At 61.9% G+C, this 24,346-nt stretch carries 22 protein-coding genes; 15 read left to right on the top strand and 7 right to left on the bottom strand.

What is annotated here, in order from left to right; all coding sequences use genetic code 11:
- Positions 1-333 precede the first annotated feature (333 nt).
- Positions 334-537 (top strand): cold-shock protein, encoded by a 204-nt coding sequence (locus ACP7AL_RS22085; RefSeq protein WP_006020300.1) that lies wholly within the window; start codon positions 334-336, stop codon positions 535-537.
- Between the two features lie 159 nt (positions 538-696).
- Positions 697-2,031 carry a PQQ-dependent sugar dehydrogenase gene (locus ACP7AL_RS22080; RefSeq protein WP_425994303.1) on the top strand — a complete coding sequence of 445 codons (1,335 nt, stop codon included), beginning with the start codon at positions 697-699 and terminating at the stop codon, positions 2,029-2,031.
- Here the strand turns inward: ACP7AL_RS22080 and ACP7AL_RS22075 are convergent.
- On the bottom strand, positions 2,028-2,882 hold the full coding sequence (locus tag ACP7AL_RS22075) for a LysR family transcriptional regulator (protein ID WP_425994301.1): 855 nt from the start codon (positions 2,880-2,882) through the stop codon (positions 2,028-2,030). The two genes, ACP7AL_RS22080 and ACP7AL_RS22075, sit on opposite strands and share 4 nt — an antisense overlap.
- Positions 2,883-2,990: 108 nt before the next feature.
- Between ACP7AL_RS22075 and ACP7AL_RS22070 the strand changes: the two genes are divergently transcribed.
- Positions 2,991-3,998: a zinc-dependent alcohol dehydrogenase family protein gene (locus tag ACP7AL_RS22070; RefSeq protein ID WP_425994299.1), complete on the top strand. Its 1,008-nt coding sequence runs from the start codon at positions 2,991-2,993 to the stop codon at positions 3,996-3,998.
- Here the strand turns inward: ACP7AL_RS22070 and purN are convergent.
- Both purN and purM read right to left on the bottom strand, forming a co-directional pair.
- Positions 3,991-4,647, bottom strand: a complete 657-nt coding sequence (gene purN, locus ACP7AL_RS22065) for a phosphoribosylglycinamide formyltransferase (protein WP_425994297.1) — start codon at positions 4,645-4,647, stop codon at positions 3,991-3,993. The two genes, ACP7AL_RS22070 and purN, sit on opposite strands and share 8 nt — an antisense overlap.
- Before the next feature lies 1 nt (position 4,648).
- Positions 4,649-5,722: a phosphoribosylformylglycinamidine cyclo-ligase gene (gene purM, locus ACP7AL_RS22060; RefSeq protein ID WP_425994295.1), complete on the bottom strand. Its 1,074-nt coding sequence runs from the start codon at positions 5,720-5,722 to the stop codon at positions 4,649-4,651.
- A 205-nt stretch (positions 5,723-5,927) separates the two neighbouring features.
- Between purM and ACP7AL_RS22055 the strand changes: the two genes are divergently transcribed.
- The 6 genes from ACP7AL_RS22055 (at position 5,928) to ACP7AL_RS22030 (ending at position 12,946) form a co-directional block, all read left to right on the top strand.
- Positions 5,928-6,473, top strand: coding sequence for a CDP-alcohol phosphatidyltransferase family protein (locus ACP7AL_RS22055; RefSeq protein WP_006020304.1), 546 nt, complete (start codon positions 5,928-5,930; stop codon positions 6,471-6,473).
- Between the two features lie 49 nt (positions 6,474-6,522).
- Positions 6,523-7,206: a chromosomal replication initiator DnaA gene (locus ACP7AL_RS22050; protein WP_425994292.1), complete on the top strand. Its 684-nt coding sequence runs from the start codon at positions 6,523-6,525 to the stop codon at positions 7,204-7,206.
- A gap of 128 nt (positions 7,207-7,334) precedes the next feature.
- Entirely contained in the window at positions 7,335-9,521 is a 2,187-nt protein-coding gene (locus tag ACP7AL_RS22045) for an RNA degradosome polyphosphate kinase (protein WP_425994290.1), read from the top strand.
- A gap of 46 nt (positions 9,522-9,567) precedes the next feature.
- On the top strand, positions 9,568-11,070 hold the full coding sequence (ppx, locus tag ACP7AL_RS22040) for an exopolyphosphatase (RefSeq protein WP_425994477.1): 1,503 nt from the start codon (positions 9,568-9,570) through the stop codon (positions 11,068-11,070).
- Positions 11,071-11,145: 75 nt separating this feature from the next.
- Positions 11,146-11,886 (top strand): 2OG-Fe(II) oxygenase, encoded by a 741-nt coding sequence (locus ACP7AL_RS22035; protein WP_425994288.1) that lies wholly within the window; start codon positions 11,146-11,148, stop codon positions 11,884-11,886.
- 124 nt (positions 11,887-12,010) lie between these two features.
- Positions 12,011-12,946 (top strand): glutaminase, encoded by a 936-nt coding sequence (locus ACP7AL_RS22030; RefSeq protein WP_024922072.1) that lies wholly within the window; start codon positions 12,011-12,013, stop codon positions 12,944-12,946.
- Positions 12,947-13,061: 115 nt separating this feature from the next.
- Here ACP7AL_RS22030 and ACP7AL_RS22025 read toward each other — a convergent pair whose 3' ends face one another.
- Complete coding sequence (locus ACP7AL_RS22025; RefSeq protein WP_081758758.1) at positions 13,062-13,238, bottom strand: DUF2735 domain-containing protein; 177 nt, start codon at positions 13,236-13,238, stop codon at positions 13,062-13,064.
- 461 nt (positions 13,239-13,699) lie between these two features.
- On the opposite strand from ACP7AL_RS22025, the gene ACP7AL_RS22020 reads away from it, so the two are divergent.
- Both ACP7AL_RS22020 and alkB read left to right on the top strand, forming a co-directional pair.
- Positions 13,700-14,734 (top strand): glutamine synthetase beta-grasp domain-containing protein, encoded by a 1,035-nt coding sequence (locus ACP7AL_RS22020; protein ID WP_006020311.1) that lies wholly within the window; start codon positions 13,700-13,702, stop codon positions 14,732-14,734.
- A gap of 158 nt (positions 14,735-14,892) precedes the next feature.
- Complete coding sequence (gene alkB / locus ACP7AL_RS22015) at positions 14,893-15,540, top strand: DNA oxidative demethylase AlkB (RefSeq protein ID WP_425994285.1); 648 nt, start codon at positions 14,893-14,895, stop codon at positions 15,538-15,540.
- Between the two features lie 29 nt (positions 15,541-15,569).
- Here the strand turns inward: alkB and ACP7AL_RS22010 are convergent, their stop codons facing one another.
- From ACP7AL_RS22010 to rnd, 3 genes are all read right to left on the bottom strand, one after another.
- Positions 15,570-16,643: a GlxA family transcriptional regulator gene (locus ACP7AL_RS22010; RefSeq protein WP_425994282.1), complete on the bottom strand. Its 1,074-nt coding sequence runs from the start codon at positions 16,641-16,643 to the stop codon at positions 15,570-15,572.
- 205 nt (positions 16,644-16,848) lie between these two features.
- A complete protein-coding gene (locus tag ACP7AL_RS22005; RefSeq protein ID WP_006020314.1) occupies positions 16,849-17,121 on the bottom strand; it encodes a DUF4242 domain-containing protein in 273 nt (90 codons plus the stop codon).
- A 184-nt stretch (positions 17,122-17,305) separates the two neighbouring features.
- On the bottom strand, positions 17,306-18,454 hold the full coding sequence (rnd, locus tag ACP7AL_RS22000) for a ribonuclease D (RefSeq protein ID WP_425994279.1): 1,149 nt from the start codon (positions 18,452-18,454) through the stop codon (positions 17,306-17,308).
- 165 nt (positions 18,455-18,619) lie between these two features.
- Between rnd and ACP7AL_RS21995 the strand changes: the two genes are divergently transcribed.
- From ACP7AL_RS21995 to ACP7AL_RS21980, 4 genes are all read left to right on the top strand, one after another.
- A complete protein-coding gene (locus ACP7AL_RS21995) occupies positions 18,620-18,880 on the top strand; it encodes a hypothetical protein (RefSeq protein ID WP_425994277.1) in 261 nt (86 codons plus the stop codon).
- Positions 18,881-18,990: 110 nt separating this feature from the next.
- Positions 18,991-19,839 (top strand): VOC family protein, encoded by an 849-nt coding sequence (locus ACP7AL_RS21990; protein ID WP_425994276.1) that lies wholly within the window; start codon positions 18,991-18,993, stop codon positions 19,837-19,839.
- A gap of 190 nt (positions 19,840-20,029) precedes the next feature.
- Complete coding sequence (gene aspS / locus ACP7AL_RS21985) at positions 20,030-21,796, top strand: aspartate--tRNA ligase (RefSeq protein ID WP_425994274.1); 1,767 nt, start codon at positions 20,030-20,032, stop codon at positions 21,794-21,796.
- A gap of 240 nt (positions 21,797-22,036) precedes the next feature.
- Complete coding sequence (locus tag ACP7AL_RS21980; protein WP_024919097.1) at positions 22,037-24,346, top strand: NADP-dependent malic enzyme; 2,310 nt, start codon at positions 22,037-22,039, stop codon at positions 24,344-24,346.

Below are 24,346 nucleotides of genomic sequence, written 5' to 3'. Positions count from 1 at the left end.
GTCATTTTCATAAAAACGGGAACTCAAAAGGATTTGTTGCAATCGCGTCGTGCGATTTGCCCTGAATCCGTCGCTTGCGTCAACTTGCCGCCATACCGGACGCAGGGCATTCGCGACCGCTGTGGTGGTGATGCCACAGGCACTTGTCGTGCTTTGCAGTCTTGCTAAGGCGAAATTTTCGTGTTGGGATTGTTGCCGCAATCGGATCTGGGCCGTTCGGCTGTGGACTTGGAAGACACGACATTCTTCTGCAAGACATTTGAAGCCCGCTAGCGGCGTGGCACGCGATGAGCGTGACCGCGCCTTTTTTATATCTGGACGAGGAGACGGACGTTGGCAAAAGGTACGGTGAAGTGGTTCAACCCGACCAAAGGCTACGGGTTCATCAAACCGGCGGTCGGTGACAAGGACGTGTTTGTGCACATCTCGGCGGTCGAGCGCGCGGGACTTTCCACCCTCAATGAAAATCAGACAGTCGAGTACGATCTCGTGGAAAATCGCGGCAAGTCATCGGCGGAAAATCTGAAAGTTTCCTGACGTCGCGAGACGAGGGAATGCGATGCTCCCCCGGCCACCAGCCGGGGGTTTTTGTTTGTGCCTTCAGTTCAGCGCATAGCGTAATTCTGCGTGATCGCTGCTTTGTGTCGTGAACGGTTGGCGGATCTGTGCGTTGCTGGGGGACATTGAGGAGCATCCATGTACAGCAACAGCCGCACCATCCTTTTGATCGGGGCGCTCGCCTTGACCCTCGCCGCCTGCAACGAGAAGGCCGACGTTCCCATCGAGCAGGGCTACGGCCCGCAGCCGACGCTTCCCGAGCCCAAGAGCTCCTGGATTCCCACGATCAACATCGCCACCGCGACGGGCTGGCCGGCAGGAGAGAAGCCGAAAGCCGCCGACGGCTTCTCGGTCGCCGCGTTGGCGTCCGGATTGGACCATCCGCGCACGCTGTTTGTGCTGCCGAACGGAGATGTGCTGGTCGCGGAAACCAATGCCCCGCCGAAGCCCGACGATGGCGCCGGAATCAAGGGATGGGTGACGAAAATGGTGATGGGACGTGCGGGCGCAGGCGTGCCGAGCGCGAACCGCATTACGCTGCTGCGCGACGCTGACGGCGACGGCAAGGCCGAGCAGCGGTCCGTCTTTATCGAGAAACTGAATTCGCCATTTGGGATGGCACTGGTCGGAAATGATTTCTATGTCGCCGACACCGATGCGATCCTGAAGTTTTCCTACCGCGAAGGCGACATGAAGATCACGATCCCGGGTGTGAAGGTGGCCGATCTGCCCGGCGGTCGCATCAATCATCACTGGACCAAGGATCTGGTGGCGAGCCTTGATGGCACCAAGCTCTATGCCACCGTTGGCTCCAACAGCAACGTCGGCGAGAACGGCATCGAGGCCGAAAAAAACCGCGCAGCCGTGCTCGAGATCGATATCGCAACCGGAGCGTCGCGCGTGTTCGCGTCGGGGCTGCGCAATCCGAACGGGCCGGCATGGCAGCCGCAGAGCGGCGCATTGTGGGTCGTCGTCAACGAGCGTGACGAAATCGGCAGCGATCTCGTTCCGGATTACATGACGTCGGTGAAGGATGGTGGATTTTACGGCTGGCCCTACAGCTATTTCGGCCAGCTTGTCGATGTGCGCGTCAATCCGCAGCGCCCGGACCTCGTGGCCAAGGCGATTGTCCCGGATTATGCCCTCGGTCCGCACACCGCGTCGCTGGGACTGACCTTCTACCAGGGCGATCTGTTTCCGGAATCGTTCAAGAACGGCGCATTCGTCGGCCAGCATGGATCGTGGAACAGAAATCCGCGCAGCGGCTACAAGGTGATCTTCGTGCCGTTCAAGGACGGCATGCCGTCGGGCAAGCCGCAGGACATTCTCACCGGCTTTTTGAGCGACAGGGGTGAAGCACGGGGCAGGCCTGTCGGCGTCACGATCGACAAGCAGGGCGCGTTGCTGGTGGCCGATGATGTCGGCAACGTGGTGTGGCGCGTCACGCCTGCTGCAACGTCCGCGGCCCGCTAGTTTGCCAGGCGTTCAATCACGAGGTCGAGCAGCCCGCGCAGGCGGGCAAGCCGCTTCAGGTCGCGATGGTAGCCGACATATGTTTCGCGGCTGGGAGGATGTTCGCCAAGATCGATCCGCTCGACGCCTTCCAGTGTATCGCCGAGCGGTCTTGGCAACACTGCGAGGCCGCCACCCAGCGCACACAAGCGCGCCTGCACGTCGCGATTGTTGCTGCGTGAAACGACGTGAGCATGCGGCAGGATGCGCTTCAGCCATATTGCGTCGGGCATTCCGCCGAAAGCCGTGTCCATTGTGATGAGCGGCGTTCCTTTGCCGTCGCCGGCACGTGGATCGAAGCCGCAGCCTGTTTTCAAGTAGGCGCCGTAGGGAATGCTCATCAGTCGACGTGAAATCACCTCGGGTTCGTCAAAGGGTCTGATCCGGAAAACGATGTCTGCCTCTCTGCGGGGAAGGCTGTAAAAGCGCGCATCGGTGAGCAGTTCCACCACGACGCGCGGCTGCAGCTTCGCGAACTCTGCAAGAACCGGCGCAAGCAAGTGTGATCCAAACCAGTCTGAGGATGAAATGCGAAGCAGACCTTCGAACTGCTTGTCCTTGCCGCCAATCTGGCGTTCCAGAGAAAGCGCGTCTTCTTGCATCCGCTCGGCGTGAGCGAGGACAAGTGCGCCTTCGTCTGTCAGCACGAAGCCTTCCCCTGTTCGTTGAAACAGAGTCTGCCCCAGCGACTGTTCAAGCGCGCGCAGTCGCCTTCCCATGGTGGGCTGGCTCTGTCCGAGCTTACGTGCTGCCGCGCCAAGCGAACCTTCCCGAGAAATCGCCAGGAAAATCCGTAAATCGCTCCAGTCCATGGGCAATCCAATCATTCAATTATGAATGGAGATAGTGCATTATGGTTGGTTTTGAAACAATAATGGTTGGCATAGTTAGGGGCGGTACTCAAACAGAGAGCCACCCCCATGACCCAAGCCAGTTTGATGAGCGCCGCGATCGCCGACCGCCCGGACTCTCCGCTAAGGATAGAGACGGTCCCACGGCCTGAACCCGCAGCCAATGAAGTTCTGGTCCGTATCAAGGCCAGCGCAGTCAATCCACTCGATCTCAAGATCCGCGCCGGGCAGGCGGTGCATGCGCGCCAACCGCTGCCGGCCACTCTGGGAATTGATCTCGCCGGCGTCGTTGAAAAAGTCGGTGCGCGCGTGACCGCATTTCGCCCGGGCGACGAAGTCTACGGGATGACCGGCGGCGTCGGAGGAATACAGGGGTCGCTCGCTGAATATGCCGCCGTCGATGCCGATTTGCTGGCCCTCAAACCGGCCAACTTGAGCATGCGTGAGGCTGCAGCCATGCCACTGGGTTTCATCACCGCATGGGAAGGGCTCGTTGACCGCGCGAAAGTCCATGGAGGGCAGAGAGTGCTGGTCCATGGTGGCGCGGGAGGGGTCGGGCATCTCGCGATCCAAATAGCCCGCGCCTTCGGTGCGGACGTGTTTGCAACAGGATCAAAAGCCAGCGCTGAAGTGATCGCACGGTTCGGTGCCACGCCGATTGATTACCGGGCCTCCTCGGTTGAGGGCTACGTCGCCGAGCATACCGGCGGTCGCGGTTTCGATATTGTATTCGACACCGTGGGCGGCGTGAGCCTTGATGCGTCATTCAGTGCAGTCCGCCACTTTGGTCATGTCGTCAGTGCACTCGGTTGGGGCTCGCATGCACTCGCACCGCTTTCATTCCGGGCCGCGACCTATTCAGGCATCTTCACGTTGCTGCCATTGCTGAGTGGAGAAGGTCGTGCTCACCACGGCGCTATTATGCGGGAAGCCACGAAACTCGCGGAATCCGGCAAGCTGACACCGCTTGTCGATGCACGGCGCTTTACCCTTGCTGACGTAGATGCTGCTCATGAGGCAGTCCGCAGCCATACCGCGTCCGGCAAGATTCTGATTGATATCGCAGAGGTCAGTTGATCGCGGGGGAGATCAGCTTGTCCGGGAGACTCGCGCTCGCGTCAGATTTGCACACGCCATTCTCCAGCCGTGTGCGACCGCCGGCGACAAGGCGGAGCGCATCCGGATAAATCCGATGCTCGACACCAAGGACACGCGCAGCCAGCGTGTCCGGCGTATCGTCATCGCGGACGGCGACCGCGCCTTGCATGATGATTGGCCCGGAATCCATTTCCGGCACCACGAAATGAACCGTCGCGCCGTGAATCTTGACGCCGTCGGCCAGTGCGCGCTCGTGCGTGTGGAGGCCTTTGTAGGACGGCAGCAGCGCCGGATGGATGTTCAGCATCCGGCCTTCCCATTGCCTGACGAACCACGGCGTCAGCAGGCGCAGGAATCCAGCGAGGCACACGAGTTCGATGTTGTGGGCAATGAGCGTCTCGTTGAGCTTGCGCTCGAACGCTTCGCGGTCCTTGCCGAACGGCTTGCTTTCGACGGTCGCGGTTTCGATCCCGGCGTCACCGGCCTTCGCGAGGCCGCCGGCGCCCGCGATGTTGGACATCACCAGAACGATTTCGGCGGGATAGTCCTTGGCCTTCGCGGCCTGGATCAGCGCGGTCATGTTCGAGCCGCGTCCCGAAATCAGAATGGCGACGCGGCGTCGTGCCATCTCAATCCGCCAGGTTCAGGTGGCCGTCGTAGATCACGCGCTCGTCGCCGGACGCTTCGACGACTTCGCCCAGATCGACCACGCGCTCGCCGTTCTGCGCGAACACGTCCATCACCTCGACGAGTTGTTCACGCTTGACGATGGCGATCATGCCGATGCCGCAGTTGAAGGTGCGCAACAATTCGAGTTCTGCGATGTTGCCCTCGGCGGCCAGCCACTTGAACACCGGCAGGACGGGAACCGCGGCCAGATTGATACGGACGCCGAGATGTTTCGGCAGCACGCGCGGAATGTTGTCGGTGAAGCCGCCGCCGGTGATGTGCGCGAGACCCTTGACCGCGCCGGTCTGGCGGATAGCCGCAAGGCACGACTTCACATAAAGCTTGGTCGGGGCAAGCAGGGCGCCGCCAAGTGTCATGACGGGTGCGAAGGGGGCCGGCGCGTCGAACGTCACTCCGGATTTCTCGACCACCTTGCGCACCAGCGAGAAACCGTTGGAGTGAACGCCGGAGGAGGCGAGGCCGATCACCGCGTCGCCGGGCCCGATGTCCTTGTGCGGCAGCAGCGTGCCGCGCTCGGCCGCGCCGACTGCGAACCCCGCGAGGTCATAGTCGCCGTCCTTGTAGAGGCCGGGCATCTCCGCGGTCTCGCCGCCGATCAGCGCGCAGCCGGATTCGCGGCAGCCCTCGGCGACACCCGCGACAATCGAGGCGGTGGCCTCGGGGTCGAGCTTGCCGCAGGCAAAGTAGTCCAGAAAGAACAGCGGCTCGGCGCCCTGCACCACGAGGTCGTTGACCGACATCGCCACGAGGTCGATGCCGATGCCGCTGTGGATGCCGGTCTCGATGGCGATCTTGACCTTGGTGCCGACGCCGTCAGTGGCGGCGACCAGAATGGGGTCCTTGAAGCCAGCGGCCTTGAGGTCGAACAGCCCGCCGAATCCGCCGATTTCGGCGTCGGCGCCCGCCCGCGCGGTGGCGCGGACCAGCGGCTTGATGAGGTCCACGAGCCGGTTTCCGGCGTCAATATCGACGCCAGCGGATGAATAGGTCAGGCCGGTTTTTTGGTCGGTCATACGAGTGCCCCGAATCCGAAATTCGCCTCTTTCTACAGCGCCTTCCGAGTTAGCCGGTGGTTACGTCGGATTTTGCGCTGGCGCAATGGCCGCCGGGCAGGCTGTGCATAGCTGGGAGAAGGGCCCCCGGTCGGTCCGCCGCATCCCCGATCCTATGCAAGCCGTCCGGGGCCCGTTAAAACAGGAACAGCCGGGAAAAAGTCGCGTGAATCTGCCAAACATCATTACCCTGGGCCGCATCCTGCTGGTGCCGGTCATCGTCTGGGCCATCGCGTCGAACCAGATGACCATCGCCTTCGTGATCTTCGTGGTGGCGGGGGTCAGCGATGCCATCGATGGATTCCTCGCCAAGCGATTCAATATGACCACCGAGATCGGCGCGCTGCTCGATCCCGTGGCTGACAAGGCGCTGCTGGTCTCGATCTACGTCACGCTCGGAATCTCGGGCGACATCCCGCGCTGGCTGGTCATTCTCGTGGTGTCGCGGGACTTCATGATCGTGGGCGCGGTGATCATCTCGTGGCTGCTCGACAATCCGGTTCCGATGAAGCCGTTGATGGTCTCCAAGTTGAATACGGTGGCTCAGGTGGCGTTCGCGGCACTGGTGCTGGCCTCGCTCGGCTTCCAGTTCAATGCATCGCCCTATGAGGTCATTCTGGCGGGTTTCGTGACGGTCTTGACGCTGCTTTCGGTGTCCTTCTATCTGGTGGAGTGGGCACGGCACATGAGCGCGACTGCGCCAATCCCGTGATACGATTTCACAAGCCGCATGTTGCGTACGGTTCGGCCAGGAGTCTTGCGTGGTAGCTCGCGTCCGCCCTCGTCAGTTGGCCCTTGCGCTGCCGCATGCAGAAAGCCTGACGCGCGACAATTTCCTTGAGGGTTCTGCCAACGCACAGGCGCTTGCGCTGATCGACGCATGGCCTGACTGGCCCAATCGCGTGATGATGCTGGTGGGGCCGGAGGGTAGCGGCAAAAGCCATCTTGCATCGATCTGGGCCGCCGAAGCCGGCGCACGGTCGGTTGCGGCCCATACGCTGACTGCGGCCAATGTCCCCGGCGAACTCGCGACCGGCGCACTTGTCGTGGACGATCTCGACCCGGCGGCCTTCGACGAGCGCGCGCTGTTCCATCTCTTGAATCTCGCCCGCGAGGACGAAGCCTATGTCCTGATGACCGGGCGGGCGCTGCCTTCGGTGTTTCCGGTGGAATTGCGGGATCTGCGCTCGCGGCTGCGTGCGGTACCGGTGGTTGCGCTGACCCCGCCGGACGATCAGTTGTTCCGCGCGCTGATCGTCAAGTTCTGTGCCGACCGCCAGATGACCGTAGACGAGGGGCTCGTGAGTTACCTCTCGACCCGCATCGAGCGCTCGTTCGCGGCGGCACGGCGGACGGTGGAAATGCTCGACGAGGAGGCGCTGCGGCTGCGCCGGCCGGTGACCCGCGCGCTGGCCGCGGAGTTGCTGAAAGATCCTGCGGCCTGACCGCACAGGGCTTGGTCCTTAAGGCTTCCTGGCCCATCATGTCATCGAACCGTCATGACACTGGCACATTGTCTCCGTGCAACAGGCCTAAGCTCGGGGCCGAATGACATGAAATAAGGTCTCGCTTTATGGATGCCGCGCAAGCTACTGTAAAAAAAGAAGAAAATGAAGAATTGGCGCTCGCTTCGACGATCGGATCGAGTCCGGAGCGCTTCATCAACCGCGAACTCTCGTGGCTTCATTTCAACCGCCGTGTGCTCGAAGAAGCGGTCAATCCGAACCACCCGCTGCTGGAGCGGGTCCGGTTTCTGTCGATTTCTGCCAATAACCTTGATGAGTTCTTCATGGTCCGCGTCGCGGGCCTCAAGGCGCAGGTCCGTGAAGGTATCGCCGAGCGCAGTCCGGACGGCTCGACCCCAACCGAGCAACTCGCCAAGATCAACGAGACCGTCTCGAAGCTCGCGAGCGACCAGCAGGCGATCTGGCGCGATCTGCGCGGCGCTCTTTCCGAAGTCGGCATCGTTCTGGTCGACGGCAAGGACGTCACCAAGGCCGAAAGCTCGTGGATCGAAGATCACTTCCTTCACAACATTTTCCCGCTGCTGACGCCGCTGGCGATCGATCCGGCGCATCCGTTCCCGTTCATTCCGAGTCTTGGTTTCACCATCGCGCTGCATCTGGCGCGCGTATCCGACGGCAAGGCGATGAACGCGCTGATCCGTATGCCGGGCAAGATCGACCGCTTCATCCGTTTGCCAGCGGGCAAGGACGGTTCGGTGCGCCTCATCACGCTTGAACAGGCTACCGCGCTGTTCATCGGCCGCCTGTTCCCCGGCTATGTTGTCAAGGGCGAGGGCGCGTTCCGCATCATCCGTGACTCCGAACTGGAAATCGAAGAAGAAGCCGAGGATCTCGTTCGCCTGTTCGAGTCGGCGCTGAAGCGCCGCCGCCGCGGGTCGGTGATCCGTCTCGAAATCGAAGCCCACATGCCCGACGAATTGCGCGCCTTCGTGCAGCGCGCGCTCTCGGTGCCTGACGATGACGTACTCCTGGTCGACGGCGTGCTCGCGATGAACGAGCTGTCGCAACTGACGCGGCTCGATCGTCCAGATCTCGAATTCACACCCTATGTGCCGCGTCATCCAGAGCGCGTCCGCGATCACGGCGGCGATATCTTCGCGGCGATCCGTCAAAAGGATCTCATCGTCCATCACCCTTATGAATCGTTCGACGTTGTCGTGCAGTTCCTGCAGCAGGCTGCGCGCGATCCGGATGTGGTCGCGATCAAGCAGACGCTCTATCGCACCTCGCGCGATTCACCGATCGTGCGCACGCTTGCCGAAGCCGCCGAAGCCGGCAAGTCGGTGACCGCGCTGGTCGAACTGAAAGCGCGCTTCGATGAAGAAGCCAACATCCGCTGGGCGCGCGATCTCGAACGCGCTGGCGTTCAGGTGGTCTATGGATTCCTCGAACTCAAGACTCACGCCAAGCTGTCGCTGGTGGTGCGCCGGGAAGGCGCGGGGCTGACGACTTATGTTCACGCCGGGACCGGCAACTATCATCCGGTCACTGCGCGCATCTATACCGACCTGTCGTATTTCACATCCGATCCGGTGATCGCGCGCGATGCTGCGCGTGTCTTCAACTACATCACCGGCTACGCGGAACCGCGCGACATCGAGAAGATGGGCGTGTCGCCGCTGACACTGCGCAAGCGGATGCTCGAACACATTCACGGCGAAGCGAACTTCGCGCGGCACGGCAAGCCGGCGGCGATCTGGCTGAAGATGAACTCTCTGGTCGATCCCGACATCATCGACGCGCTCTATGACGCCTCGCAGGCCGGCGTTTCGATCGATCTGGTGATCCGCGGAATCTGCTGTCTGCGTCCCGGTGTTCCCGGACTTTCGGAGAACATCCGGGTCAAGTCGATCATCGGCCGGTTCCTGGAACACGGGCGAATCTACTGCTTCGGCATGGGCCATGGCCTGCCGAGTGCGAAGGCTGCTGTGTATATCTCGTCGGCAGATATGATGCCGCGCAATCTCGACCGCCGGGTCGAGGTGTTGTGCCCGCTGCAAAATCCTACGGTGCATCAGCAGGTTCTCGAACAAATCATGGTCGCGAACCTGAAGGATAATGAACAGAGCTGGCAGTTGTTGCCGGACGGGTCGTCAACGCGTATGAAGGCCGCGAAAGGCGAGGAACCTTTCAACGTGCACGATTACTTCATGACGAATCCGAGTCTGTCAGGCCGTGGAAAGTCGCTTAAAGAATCTTCGCCACGCCGTCTTACGCGCCGTTCGGAGCGTTAGTGGTTCGAAGAACGAATCCGTGAGCCCGGCACTCGTTCGCGAGCGGATTCGTCCTGCGCGCAATCCATCGAAAAGCGTCGCCGTCATCGACATCGGATCGAACTCGGTCCGTCTTGTTGTCTACGAGGACAAGACGCGCAATCTCGCACCGATCTTCAACGAGAAAACACTTTGCGGTCTCGGCCGCGAAGTGCAGTCGACCGGTTTGCTCGCGGCAGACGCCGTCGAAAAGGCGCTGGCGTCGCTCAAGCGGTTCAAGGCGCTTTGCAAGATCATGAAGGTCGGCGAGGTCCATGCGATCGCCACCGCAGCTTGCCGCGACGCGACCAACGGGCCGGACTTCATCGCCAAGGCCGAGCGCATCTGCGGCTGCCCCATCAATATCCTGTCGGGCGCGCGCGAAGCGAAGCTGTCTGCGCTCGGCGTCGCGTCGGGCGTCTACAAGCCGGACGGCATCGTCGGCGATCTCGGCGGCGGCTCGCTCGAACTCATCGATGTGCGCGGCCAGCGCATTCGCTCGGGCACGACACTGCCGCTCGGCGGCCTCGCCTTGCAGGATGCGTCGCAGAAATCGCTGAAGAAGGCGGAGCGCATCGTCGCCGCCGGGCTGACCGGATTGCCGCAGCTCAAGGCGGGCGCGGGCCGGACGTTCTATGCGGTCGGGGGCACATGGCGCGCGCTGGCGCGCATCCATATCATCCAGAGCGGCTATCCGCTGCACGTGATGCACGGCTACACCATTCCGGCGGCTGACGCGCTGGACTTTGTACGGCGGCTTCGCCGTCTGGCTGCAAGCAATACACTCGCCGACATCGAGACTGTGGCCGATGCCCGCCGCCCGCTGCTGACCTACGCGGCGCTCGTGCTCGAATACATCATTCGCGTCGCGAGGCCGAAGAACATCGTGTTTTCGACCTACGGCGTTCGCGAAGGATTGCTTTATGAGATGCTGCCTGAAAAGGAGCAGCAGAAAGACGGGCTGATCGCCACGGCGCAGACCATGAACGAATTGCGCGCGCGTTCGCCGCGCCACGCCGACGATCTGATCGTGTGGACCGACAAGCTGTTCAGGGTCGCGGGCCTGCGCGAAAGCGAGGACGAGAAGCGGCTGCGTCATGCGGCGTGCTGGCTGTCCGACGCAGCCTGGCGGGCCCATCCGGATCATCGCGGCGAGCAATCGCTCGATTTTATCATCAACGGGAATTTCGGCGCGGTGTCTCACGAGGGCAGGGTGTTTCTCGCGCTCGCGGCCTATTATCGCTACGCCGGATTGAACGCGGAGAACGAGGCGCCGCAAGCCGTGCGCGCGCTCATTCCGCCCGCGATGGTCGATCGCGCGCGCCTGATCGGTGCCGCATTCCGCGTTGCCTTCATGATCTCGGCGGCGCAGCGCGGCGTGCTGCCGCACACGCATTTCCGCAATCAGGGCCGCAAGCTTATCCTGGCGTTCGACAAGCGGGCCGCAGATCTTGCCGCCGACCGTGTCGTCAATCGCTTCAAGCAGCTCGCGCGTCTGATCGGGCGCACTGCCATGATCGTGAAGCCCTAGTTCCATCCCGCCGGAAATCGGGTGGAAGGCCCGTCGCCATTGAATTAGTTCGGGGCATCAGACAGGAGCCCGGACATGGTCGCAGCAGCAAAAGTCAAAACTCGGGCGTCGCAGGCGCCGACGCGTGTCTGGGCGATGGACTGGCCCGACATCGCAACGCATCTCAATGGCAATGGCTGGGCGGTTCTGCCGCGGCTGCTGTCACCCGATGAATGCGGTTCGCTCGCCGGTCTCTACGGCGAGGACGGCATCTTCCGCAGCCACATCGTCATGGCACGCCACGGCTTCGGGCGCGGCGCGTACAAGTATTTTTCCTATCCGCTGCCGGATATCATTTCGGCATTGCGGACGGCGCTGTATCCGCAACTGGCGCCGATCGCCAATCGCTGGAACGAGTCGATGGGCATCGACGTTCGTTATCCTGCGGAGCACGCCGATTTCATCACGCGCTGCCACAAGGCCGGGCAGACCCGGCCGACGCCTTTGCTACTCCAGTACAACGCGGGCGACTACAATTGCCTGCATCAGGACCTGTACGGCGAGCATGTGTTTCCGTTGCAGGTCGCAATCCTGCTGTCGGAACCCGAGCGCGATTTCACCGGCGGCGAGTTCGTGCTGACCGAGCAGCGTCCGCGCATGCAGTCACGCGCGGCGGTGGTGCCGCTGAAGCAAGGCGATGCCGTGGTGTTCGCGGTTCATCACCGGCCGGTTCAGGGCACGCGCGGGACCTATCGCGTTAATTTGCGCCATGGCGTCAGCCAGCTCCGTTCCGGTCACCGGCATACCGTCGGCATCATTTTCCACGACGCAAAATAACAGGCAGTCCACGGCGATTTGAGCGGCGTTTGTCGCTTTTGGCGCGCCTGTCGCGTTGGCACGGTTGTCGCATATGACCACGTTCGATAAGACCGTGTGTCCACAATGAAAAGCCGAAGCCGAAATGAGCAATGCCACCCTGGATCGCGTCGTCAAGGAAATCGCCGACGAGATGATCGAAAGAAAGGATCGCGGAGACGTCGCGACCTATATTCCCGAGCTGGCTGGCGTTGATGTCAACTCGTTCGGTCTCGTCGTGGTCGATTCCAGCGGACATATCGCGGCGGGCGGTGACGCCGACACGTCGTTTTCGATTCAAAGCATCTCCAAGGTGTTCACCTTCACGCTCGCATTGGGCATGATCGGCGACAAGCTGTGGCAGCGGGTGGGGCGCGAGCCGTCGGGCAGCCCGTTCAACTCCATCGTTCAGCTTGAGCGGGAACGCGGTATCCCGCGCAATCCTTTCATTAATGCCGGCGCGATCGCTGTGACCGATGCCATCCTGTCCGGGCATCAGCCCCGCGAAACGCTGGGCGAAATCCTGAGATTCATGCAGTTCCTCTCAGGCGACTCCTCGATCAAGATCGACGAGTCTGTCGCGGCGTCCGAGCAGCGCACCGGTTTTCGCAACATCGCGCTCGGCAATTACATGAAGTCGTTCGGGGTTATCGAAAATCCTGTTGAGCTGACGCTCGGCGTCTATTTCCATCAATGCGCCATCGCCATGTCGTGCCGCCAGCTTGCGATGGCGGGGCGGTTTCTCGCGCACTCGGGTCGCAATCCGTCGACCGGATTTCTGGTCGTTCCGCCGGAGCGGGCGCGGCGCATCAACGCGGTGATGCTGACATGCGGGCATTACGATGGCTCGGGAGAGTTTGCCTATCGGGTGGGTTTGCCCGGCAAGAGCGGCGTCGGCGGCGGCATCCTGGCCATTGCGCCGGGCAAGGCCTCCATCGCGGTCTGGTCACCGGGTCTCGATGCCAACGGCAACTCCCGGCTGGGCCGTGATGCGCTTGAAACTCTCAGCAAGCGGATGGGCTGGTCGATCTTCGGTGCGTAACGGGCAGGGCACACGCCCAAAGGAAAAGGGCCGAAGCGCTATGCTTCGACCCTTTATTTGACGTCGCTGGTCACCGGGCGGTCAGGCCACCCGGGCGTCATGGCGGCGCGAGGCATCAGTGTTCGCTGCCCCGTTTGGCGTCTTCAATAGCGGCTTCGTGGTACCAGCCGCTGCCGGAGACGGCGTAGTCCAGTGTCGGCTTGGCAGGCTCGCTACGGCTGCTGAGCGCCGCACGGCCACCAACAGGGAATTGGTAGATCTTGGCCGTCGGCTGGGTCGAATTAGGTGTCATTCCAGTCTCCTCTTGTTGCGCGGTTATCGCGTGGAGAACTAATGTAAGAGGAACGCACGTCTTTTGCGCGGTTTGCCCTATAAAAAGCAGGCAAATGCATACAATTTGCGCATCTTCGATTCTGCGCCTTCACTCAGCATGCGCCTGAAATCTTAACGCTCTCGCACTTGAAGGGTTTCCGCCACGAAGCGTCTTGAATGCCGCCGCCACCAAACGAGGCAGGCGAAAAAAGTGGCGTAAAAACACGCACTAGGAGGAGCGGATCTGCGAATCACTTGGCTGCGGCGGGCAAAGTGGCTGGCCAGGAGGACCGGTCGATCGGCTCGGGACCACGGTCCATAAGGGGGCTGGTTGGCACGTTAAATGCTTGTTAAGGCGTCAGCCGTTTGCGGCCGGGTCCCCTCGGCGGCTAAACCGGCCGGGAATTTAGCGCCGCAATCTTTCACTCAAGAGAGACCGAAATGACAAAGTACAAGCTCGAGTACATCTGGCTCGATGGCTATACGCCGACCCCGAACCTTCGCGGAAAAACCCAGATCAAGGAATTCGATGCGTTTCCGACCCTCGAACAGCTCCCGCTCTGGGGCTTCGACGGAAGCTCGACCCAGCAGGCCGAAGGCCACAGCTCGGATTGCGTTCTGAAGCCTGTCGCTGTCTATCCGGACGCAGCACGCATCAACGGTGCGCTCGTGATGTGCGAAGTCATGATGCCCGATGGCAAGACCCCGCACTCCTCGAACAAGCGCGCGACCATTCTCGATGATGCCGGCGCATGGTTCGGCTTCGAGCAGGAATACTTCTTCTACAAGGACGGGCGTCCGCTCGGCTTCCCTGAGGCTGGTTATCCTGCACCGCAGGGTCCGTACTACACCGGCGTGGGCTACAGCAACGTCGGCTCGGTCGCCCGCGAGATCGTTGAAGAGCACCTCAACCTGTGTCTCGCCGCCGGCATCAACCACGAAGGCATCAATGCCGAAGTGGCGAAGGGCCAGTGGGAATTCCAGATTTTCGGCAAGGGCTCCAAGAAGGCCGCTGATGAAATGTGGATCGCGCGTTACCTGCTTCTGCGTCTCACCGAGAAGTACGGCATCGACATCGAATTCCACTGCAAGCCGCTCGGCGATACCGACTGGAACGGCTCGGGCATGCACGCCAACTTCTCGACCGAGTACATGCGCACGGTCGGCGGCAAGGACTACTTCGAAGCTTTGATGAAGCAGTTCGACAAGAACTTGATGGATCACATCGCCGTCTACGGCCCGGACAACGACAAGCGTCTGACCGGCAAGCACGAGACCGCGCCTTGGAACAAGTTCTCCTACGGCGTGGCGGACCGCGGCGCTTCGATCCGCGTCCCGCACTCCTTCATCAACAATGACTACAAGGGCTATCTGGAAGACCGCCGCCCGAACTCGCAGGGCGACCCCTACCAGATCGCTTCGCAGATCCTGAAGACGATCTCGGAAGTTCCGACCTCGAAGAAGGCTGCGGCCTAAGGTTCCTCGGGTTCAAATGACGCCGGGTGGAAGCGCAAGCTTCCGCCCGGTTTGTTTTTATGGACAGCAATTTCCGGGAATCGGGTGGAAGCATCGCCTTGAATCGGATGAGGTCGGTGAGGGACGCGTGAATCGCGTCATTTACTCTAGGCCCCGAGATGCGAGATCTGTTCGACGGCGACATTGTGGACCAGCGCGATGTGCAACTCGCGCCCGGCGCGATGCTGCTTGCCGGGTTTGCGAGGCCGCTTGAAGGGGCGTTAATCGACGCGGTGAATGCGATCATCGCACGTGCGCCGTTCCGTCATCTCTTCACGCCCGGCGGCCACCGGATGTCGGTGGCCATGACCAACTGCGGAAGGGTCGGCTGGGTCAGCGATCGCACTGGCTATCGCTATGATCCCATCGATCCTGTCGGCGGTCATCCATGGCCGCAGATGCCGGCTGTGTTTGCGGATCTGGCGGCACGCGCCGCCGCCAAAGCAGGCTTCGCCGATTTTCGCCCCGACGCCTGTCTCATCAATCGCTATGAGCCCGGCGCCAAGTTATCGCTCCATCAGGACAAGGACGAACTGGATTTCAATGCGCCGATCGTCTCGGTGTCGCTCGGATTGCCCGCGACATTCCTGTTCGGCGGCCTGAACCGCTCCGACAAGACCGTGCGCTACCGGCTGATCCATGGCGATGTCGTCGCATGGGGCGGGCCGGCGCGGCTGGCCTATCACGGCGTGATGCCGCTGGCGGAGGGCGAGCATCCGCTGCTTGGTTCTCAACGCATCAATCTGACGTTTAGAAAGACGCGCTGAAGCGCTTTGTCGAAAAACGTGCTGAAGCGTTATCCGGAGACGAGTTCGCCGCGATCGAATGTCATGTTGGCAAAGCGGGCGCGATAGTTCGCAGGCGTCAGGCCGGTATGCCGCTTGAACAGGCTCCTGAAGAAGGCGACGTCCTCATAGCCGATCTTGATCGAGACGGCCTGAATGGAGGACGCGCCTTGCTCCAGCATTTCCTTCGCCGCCGCCACACGCAGCATCTGCACATATTCGCCGGGCACGCGCCCGGTCGCCGCCTTGAAGCGCCGGATGAAGTTGCGCTGACCCATTCCGGCGCGGTCGGCGAGCATATCGATCGATATCGGTTTCTCCAGATGGGCCTGCAGATATTCTTCCGCGTCCCTGATCTTGTCATCGGAATGGGGATGGGACAGCGGCACCACCGAGTATCCGGATTGGCGGCTGCGCGGCATGCTCAGCAGTAACGCTTTCGCGCAGCGCAGGGCAATCTCGTGACCGCAGAATTTCTCCACCAGATAAAGGCTGATATCCAGCGATGCATAAACCCCGCCGCTGCAGAACAGCCGTCCGTCTTCGGTCACGAAGCGGTCCGGCCGCCAGATCACCTTGGGATAGCGCTCGCGCATGATGTCCGCCACGCCCCAGTGGGTGGTCGCCTCGCGGCCGTCGAGCAATCCGCATTCGGCAAGGAAGGCAACGCCGGTGCAGACACCTGCGATGTAGGCGCCTTTCGCGTAACGTTCGCGCAGCCAGGGCAGGAGAGCGCTGTTCTTCGCAATCCGGTCCATCACGTCCCAACCTGACGCGGGAAGAATGATGATGTCGGTGTGTTCGATCTCATGGATCGAACAGTTCGGGGTCAATCCCAACGAGCAAAGGCTGGTCACGCTGTTGCCGTCGAGCGACGCGATCCGGACCCGGAACGGCGGATTGTCAGGCGCCGTGCCGTGCAGCCATTCCCACAGCAGGCCCGCCGAATGAAACACCTCGATCGGGCCGATCGCCGTCGACGCGTAGCCGTCCTCCAGAAGGACAACCGTGACATCGAGCACGCGCTTCGCATGCTCGGTGACACTGCTCTTGGAGGGCACCACTGAATTTGCTTGCCTGGCCATGCTTTCCACCTGTGTCCTTGGGACGCCTGAACCAAATGGTGAAACCTGCTTGCTGACTGTGCGTGTTATTTTCCCATGAGCGCGCTGATATAGGTCGCTATCGTGCGACACAGTGCGATCAGGACAATCAATTCTCCTGTCATGACGAAACTCCGTGATGGGTACCGACGCCGCCGACAAACTTCGCGCGGCGGCGCCGCGCTTTTCAGGATGCCGTCGTCGGGTCGATGACGCCGCGCACCTCTGACACCTTGGTTGCTGGAATGCCGCTCAATCGTGCGTGCGCTTGAACGGCGGCTTCGTTTTCGGCGAGGTAGATGCAGAATGTCTTGTCATCCACGACGAATGACTGGAGCCATTGTGCCTTTCCCGCCAGCTTGGCGAGCGCGTCGTTGGAGGTCGCGGCGGTTTCCTTGAGCTGTGCGGGGCTCAGGTTGGCGACGCCGGGCAATTCACGTTCGATAACGTAGCGCTTCATGGGTCTCACTCCGTGCTGGTGTTGACGGAGGACAAGATCGTCCATGGAAGGACGGTAAAACAGACGACATTATTGACAATGTAAGGGGGTGATTGTGACACCGGCAGACCGGCAGGCAAATACGAAAACGCCCCTGTATCATCACAGGGGCGTGTGGCCGGTCTGGATTGCCTGAGGCGAAATGTTATTCGCGATCGACCCGCACCACGCGGCCCTTGTCGATGGCCAGCGCGAGGCGGCCTTTCTTCAAAGCAAGCGCAGCTTCGCCGAACAGCTCGCGGCGCCAGCCGTGCAGTGCGCCGACATCGGCGTTGTCGTCGGCCGCGATCTGTTCGAGGTCGTCCACGGTCGCGATCACCTTGCTGGCGACCGCGTGCTGTTCCGAGGTCATGCGCAAGAGAACTTTCAGCAATTCGACGGTCGCGCCGCCATTGGCATTGCCGCGCGGCTTGTCGAGCTTCGGCAACTTAGTCAGGTCGCGCGCAATTCCGCGCCTCACCGCGGCCAGAATGTCCTGGCCCCATTTCGATTTGTCGAAGCCCTTCGGCAGCGACCGCAGACCGGCCAGCCGCTCAAGTGTGGTGGGCGCATGGGTGGCGATGTCGCCGATGGCGTCGTCCTTCAGCACACGCGAGCGCGGCACGTCGCGGCTCTGTGCTTCCTGCTCGCGCCATGCCGCGACTTCCATCAGCACCGCGAGTTCTTTCGGCTTGCGGACGCGCGTCTTGAGCCGCTCCCATGCGCGCTCCGGATGGAAGTCATAAGTTTTAGGCGAGGTGAGAATTTCCATCTCCTCGCTGACCCATTCGCTGCGGCCGCGTTTCTTGAGGTCGGCGTCGAGCGCCGCGAACACATCGCGCAGATGCGTGACGTCGGCGACCGCATAGGTGATCTGGTCCTGTGTCAGCGGACGGTTCGACCAGTCGGTAAAGCGATGGGTTTTATCGGGACGATGACCGGTGATGCGCTCGACAAGCTGGTCGTAGGCGATGCTGTCGCCATAGCCGAGAACCATGGCGGCGACCTGCGTATCGAAAACCGGATGCGGAATGATGCCGGCGCGGTGAAAGATGATTTCGATGTCCTGCCGCGCAGCGTGGAACACCTTCAGCACATTCTCGTTGGCCATCAGGTCGAAGAACGGCTTGAGGTCGATTCCCTCGGCGAGCGCATCGACCACGGCGGCTTCGTCCGCGCTGGCCAACTGAACGACACAGAGCAGGGGATAATAGGTGGTTTCGCGCAAAAACTCGGTATCGACTGTGATGACGCGGTGTTTGGCGAGGCGATTGCAGACGGCGGTGAGTTCGTCGGTGGTGGTAATGATTTCCATGCGGGGGTTATGAACGCCTTGAGCAGATTTTTCCATGCGAAAATCGGCTGTCAGGGCACGCTATACAGCATGGCGGGGACATCTCCGTCCCCGATCTGAACCCGCCGCATTTGCCGCGCGACCAATGAGCATTGCCGCAATGCACTATTTTCAGGGAGTTTCGCCATGGCGGGGAGATTTCGTATCAAGGCTTCAGCCGCAGGTCTCGTGATCGCACTGGTTCCGGTCGTGGCTCTGGCGAATAACCTCAATGTCAACGCCGGGACCCACATCCCGATCCGGCCTCACGTCAATCTCAACGCAACGATCAACCTCGACGTAAAGGCCCGGACATTTCACGATATCGATCTCTCCGAAACCTGCCGGCCAGACGAGCGCATCAAAAAGAAAGGCAAGCGCGAGTGGCGATGCCGTCAGGATCGCTAGCAACATTCCGCAATGTGAAATTCAGAGGTGGCATGCACGGCGGCAAGGGGGCTGCATTGCCCGCGATGACATGATTAGGTGCGGCTTCCCATGCGAGCTTTGTCACCATCATGATTACTGGACTTGATCACGCCGTCGTTCTGGTTCGCGACATCGAAGCCGGTGTTGCCGGTTATCAGACGCTGCTCGGCTGCGCGCCGGTGTGGCGCGCGCAAAGCGACGGCGCAGCCACGGCGATCTTTGTGCTCAACAACACCTCACTTGAGTTGATGGCGCCTGCGGGCGAGGGCGAGGCTGCCGATCGAGTCCGTGCCGCGCTCGAGAAGCAGGGCGAGGGGCTCGCCAGTCTGGCCTTTGAAGTTGGCGATATCGAAAAAGCGCATCATCGCCTGACGCGTCTTGGCCTTGGGCCTGAAGCTATCAGCGATGGCGCGAGCACGAACATAGCCTCGGGCCGCACGCTGACATGGAAGCGCACCCGCGCGTCGGCGGAGTCCACCCATGGCATCCGGCTGTTCTTTCTTCAGCGGGGCGAACGACTCGCGCGCTCGCCCGAGATCGCGCCAGCTCCGGTCGATGCGCTCGATCATCTCGTGATCGCGACGCCGGATCCCGAGCGGACCGCGGCGCTCTACGGCGCTCGGCTCGGGCTTGATATGAAACTCGACCGGACCATCGAGGCGCTAGGAACGCGCTTTCTATTTTTCAGGACTGGCGGTCTGGTGTTCGAGGTCATCCATCGCCTCAAGGACGGCCGGAGCGACGGCCCCGACAAGATTTACGGCGTCTCATGGCGTGTCGCCGACGTTGCGGCGACGCGGAGCCGGCTTGAGAAGGCGGGTCTTGAGGTCTCCGAACTGCGCGAAGGCCGCAAGCCGGGCACGCAGGTTTTCACGGTCCGGACCGGGACCTTTGGCGTGCCGACCATCGTGATCCAGCAGGACAGGCGCGAGGCCTAGCAAGACGTCATGCCCGGTCTTCAAGACCGCTGTCGGGGGCATTGTTTTTATTAAGCTTTTTCCCGCCATATGGGAGGGTAACCGGCACCATCCGGTTGCCGCGTTCCCTTCGCTCGGGTAAACCCTGCGCGCGCGCACCAGCGCCCGTATCCCTTGATTCTGCCCTCTGACGCCGTTTTCCAGGATTTCCATGCACCGTTATCGTTCCCACACCTGCGGCGCCCTCCGCGATTCCGACATTGGCCAGGAGGTCCGGCTGTCCGGCTGGTGTCACCGCATCCGCGATCATGGTGGACTGCTGTTCATCGACCTGCGCGACCACTACGGAATGACGCAATGCGTGATCGATCCGGATTCGAAGGCATTCTCTCTGGCCGAAAAGCTGCGCGCCGAGTGGGTGGTGAAGATCGACGGCAAGGTTCGCCGCCGTCCCGAAGGCACCGACAATCCTGATCTGCCGACTGGCACGGTCGAAGTGTTTATCGCCGATATCGAAGTGCTGGGCGAGGCAGGTGAACTGCCGATGCCTGTGTTCGGCGATCAGGAATACCCCGAGGAAATCCGGCTGAAGTACCGCTTCCTCGACCTTCGCCGCGAGAAGCTGCACCAGAACATCATGACCCGCGGCGCCATCGTCGACTCGATGCGTGCTCGGATGAAGAAGGCCGGCTTCTTCGAATTCCAGACGCCGATCCTCACTGCGTCGTCGCCGGAAGGCGCGCGCGACTTCCTGGTGCCGTCGCGTATTCATCCAGGCAAGTTCTACGCACTGCCGCAGGCGCCGCAGCAGTACAAGCAACTGCTGATGATGTCGGGCTTCGACCGCTACTTCCAGATCGCGCCGTGCTTTCGCGACGAAGACCCGCGCGCCGACCGTCTGCCCGGCGAATTCTATCAGCTCGATTTGGAGATGAGCTTCGTCACGCAGGACGACGTGTTCGCGGCGATGGAGCCGGTGATCACTGGCGTGTTCGAGGAGTTCGCCAACGGCAAGCCGGTCACCAGGAAGTGGCCGCGCATTCCGTTCGCTGAAAGCCTGCGCAAGTACGGCACCGACAAGCCGGACCTGCGCAATCCTCTGGTGATGCAGGATGTGTCCGAACACTTCCGCGGTTCGGGCTTCAAGGTGTTCGCGCGCATGCTGGAAGACGCGACCAATCAGGTCTGGGCGATCCCCGGTCCGGGCGGCGGTTCGCGTGCCTTCTGCGACCGCATGAATTCGTGGGCGCAGGGCGAAGGACAGCCCGGCCTCGGCTACATCATGTGGCGCGAAGGCGGCGAGGGCGCGGGCCCGCTCGCCAACAACATCGGACCCGAGCGCACCGCCGCGATCCGCGAGCAGCTCGGCCTCAAGGAAGGCGACGCCGCGTTCTTCGTTGCCGGCGATCCGCAGAAGTTCTGGAAGTTCGCGGGCCTCGCACGCACGAAGCTCGGCGAAGAGTTGAACCTGATCGACAAGGACCGGTTCGAGCTCGCATGGATCGTCGACTTCCCGATGTACGAGTACAACGAGGAAGACAAGAAGGTCGACTTCTCGCACAACCCGTTCTCGATGCCGCAGGGCGGCCTCGAAGCGCTGGAGACGCAGGACCCGCTCACGATCAAGGCATTCCAGTACGACATCGCCTGCAACGGTTACGAGATTGCGTCGGGCGGCATCCGCAACCATCGCCCGCAGGCGATGGTGAAGGCGTTCGAGATCGCGGGCTATGGCGAGGAAACGGTCATCGAGCGTTTCGGCGGCATGTATCGCGCGTTCCAGTATGGCGCACCGCCGCACGGCGGCATGGCCGCCGGTGTCGATCGCATTGTCATGTTGCTTTGCGGTACGAACAACCTGCGCGAAATCTCGCTGTTCCCGATGAACCAGCGTGCCGAAGATCTGCTCATGGGCGCGCCATCGGAGGTCTCGCTCAAGCAGTTGCGCGAACTGCATATCAGGCTCAATCTGCCCTAGTGCGGTGGTTCGCAAGTCCGCATCATTCTGCGTCACGCTCTTTTGCGGACTTGCGAGCCGAAACCGCACTGGAATGATAATTTCTAGTGTCCCTTTGAATCTGAAGTTCGCTATGAAACGCGCTGCTAAAATGATGCGAACTTCGGATTCGGGACACGAGTACTGAATCGCATAACCGTCGCAGGACGGGACTAAACAGCACCGGCGCAAGCCGGGGCAAAGAGAATATCGGGAGCGGGTATGGCGTCGACGTTGTCTGAAGAACTTCGCCTCGCGGCGTTGGCGTATCATCGACTTCCGAAGCCCGGCAAACTCGAGATTCAGGCGACCAAGCCGCTGGCCAACCAGCGCGACCTCGCGCTGGCCTATTCGCCGGGCGTGGCTGCGGCGTGCGAAGCCATTGCCGCCGATCCCCATGAGGCGGCGACACTCACAACCCGCTCCAATCTTGTCGCCGTCGTCAGCAACGGCACCGCCGTGCTCGGCCTCGGCAACATCGGTCCGCTGGCATCCAAGCCGGTGATGGAGGGCAAGGCCGTCCTGTTCAAGAAGTTTGCCGGCATCGATGTGTTCGACATCGAGATCGCCGCCGACACCATCGCGCGCGTGGTGGAGACGGTGGCCGCGCTGGAGCCGACCTTCGGCGGCATCAACCTCGAAGACATCAAGGGGCCGGAGTGCTTCGAGATCGAGGAGCAGCTCAAGGCGCGGATGAAGATTCCGGTTTTCCACGACGACCAGCACGGCACGGCCATCATCGTCTGCGCGGCGGTTCGCAATGCGCTGCTGATCAACGGCAAGAAGCTGGAAGACTGCAAGATTGTGGCGTCGGGCGCGGGCGCCGCTGCGATCGCCTGTCTCAATCTGCTGGTGTCGCTTGGCGCGCAGCGCAAGAACATCTGGGTCTGCGATATCGACGGTCTTGTCTATGAAGGCCGCAATACGCTGATGGACAAGTGGAAGGCCGTCTACGCGCAGAAGACCGACAAGCGTACGCTGGGCGACGTGATCGGCGGCGCGGACATTTTCCTCGGCGTGTCAGCCGGCGGCGTACTCAAGCCCGAGATGGTCAAGGCCATGGCCGACCAGCCTCTGGTGATGGCGCTCGCCAATCCGAATCCCGAGATCATGCCGGATGAGGCGCGCAAGGCGCGGCCCGATGCGATGATCTGCACCGGGCGCTCGGACTTCCCGAACCAGGTCAACAACGTCCTGTGCTTCCCCTTTATCTTCCGCGGCGCGCTCGATGTCGGCGCCACGGCGATCAACGAGGCGATGAAGGTTGCCGCGGTGGACGCACTGGCGCAACTCGCGCGCGATCCCCCGTCCGATGTGGTGGTGCGTTTCGACGGCGGTGAGACGCAGGGCTTCGGTCCCGGCTCGCTGATCCCGTCGCCGTTCGATCCCCGGCTGATCCTGCGCGTCGCGCCGGCGGTGGCGAAGGCCGCCATGGAGTCCGGCGTGGCGACGCGGCCCATTACCGACTTTGACGCCTATACCAGCCAGCTCGACCGTTTCGCATTCCGCTCCGGTCTGGTCATGAAACCGGTGTTCGCGAAGGCCAAGACGCAGCCGGTGCGCGTGATCTACGCCGAGGGCGAGGACGAGCGCGTGCTGCGCGCGGTGCAGGTGGTGCTCGAGGAAAAGCTGGCGCGTCCGATCCTGGTCGGCCGCCCGTCCGTGGTCGCCGCGCGCATCAAGCGGTTTGGCCTCTCGATCAATCCCGGCAGCGATTTCGACCTGATCAATCCCGAGGACGATCCGCGCTACCGTTCCTATGTCCAGAGCTACATCGATCTGGCCGGACGGCACGGCATCACGCCGGAAGCGGCGCGGACGCTGGTGCGCACCAATGCCACCGTGATCGCGGCGTTGGCTGTCGCGCGGGGCGAGGCCGACGCCATGCTGTGCGGTGTCGATGGCCGTTACATGAGCCATCTGCGGCGCATCCGCGAAATCATCGGCGTGACGCCGGGACTCGCGGACTATTCGGCACTGGCGCTGGTCATCACCAGCAAGGGCTCGTATTTCATCGCCGATACCCAGATCCGCCCCAATCCGACGGCGGAAGAACTGGCGGAAATGGCAGCGCTTGCCGCCGTGCATGTGCAACGCTTCGGCATCAAGCCGAAGGTCGCGTTCCTGTCGCATTCGGATTTCGGCAGCTACGATTCCGCGTCCGCGCAGAAAATGCGGCGCGCCACCGAGATCCTTGTGAACGATCACCCCGAAATCGAAGCCGACGGCGAAATGCAGGGCGATTCCGCGCTGACCGCGCTGTCGCGCCAGCTCGTGCTGCCGCATTCGCGGCTCGAAGGGTCGGCCAACATCCTGATCATGCCGAACCTCGATGCGGCCAACATCGCCTACCAGATGATCAAGATCCTCGCCGACGCACTTCCGGTCGGGCCGATTCTGATCGGACCGACGCGTCCGGCGCATATCCTGACGCCGTCGGTGACGGCGCGCGGGATTCTCAACATGACGGCGGTCGCGGCGGTCGAGGCGCAGGAGCGGGCGGGGCGGCAGCAGCCAACGCTGTTCGGCTGA

It is taken from the genome of Afipia sp. DC4300-2b1 (assembly GCF_049895725.1).
GTDB classification, from domain to species: Bacteria; Pseudomonadota; Alphaproteobacteria; order Rhizobiales; family Xanthobacteraceae; genus Afipia; species Afipia broomeae.
Note: the sequence above shows the minus strand (reverse complement) of the source record. Positions and strands in the feature narration are given on the sequence as shown.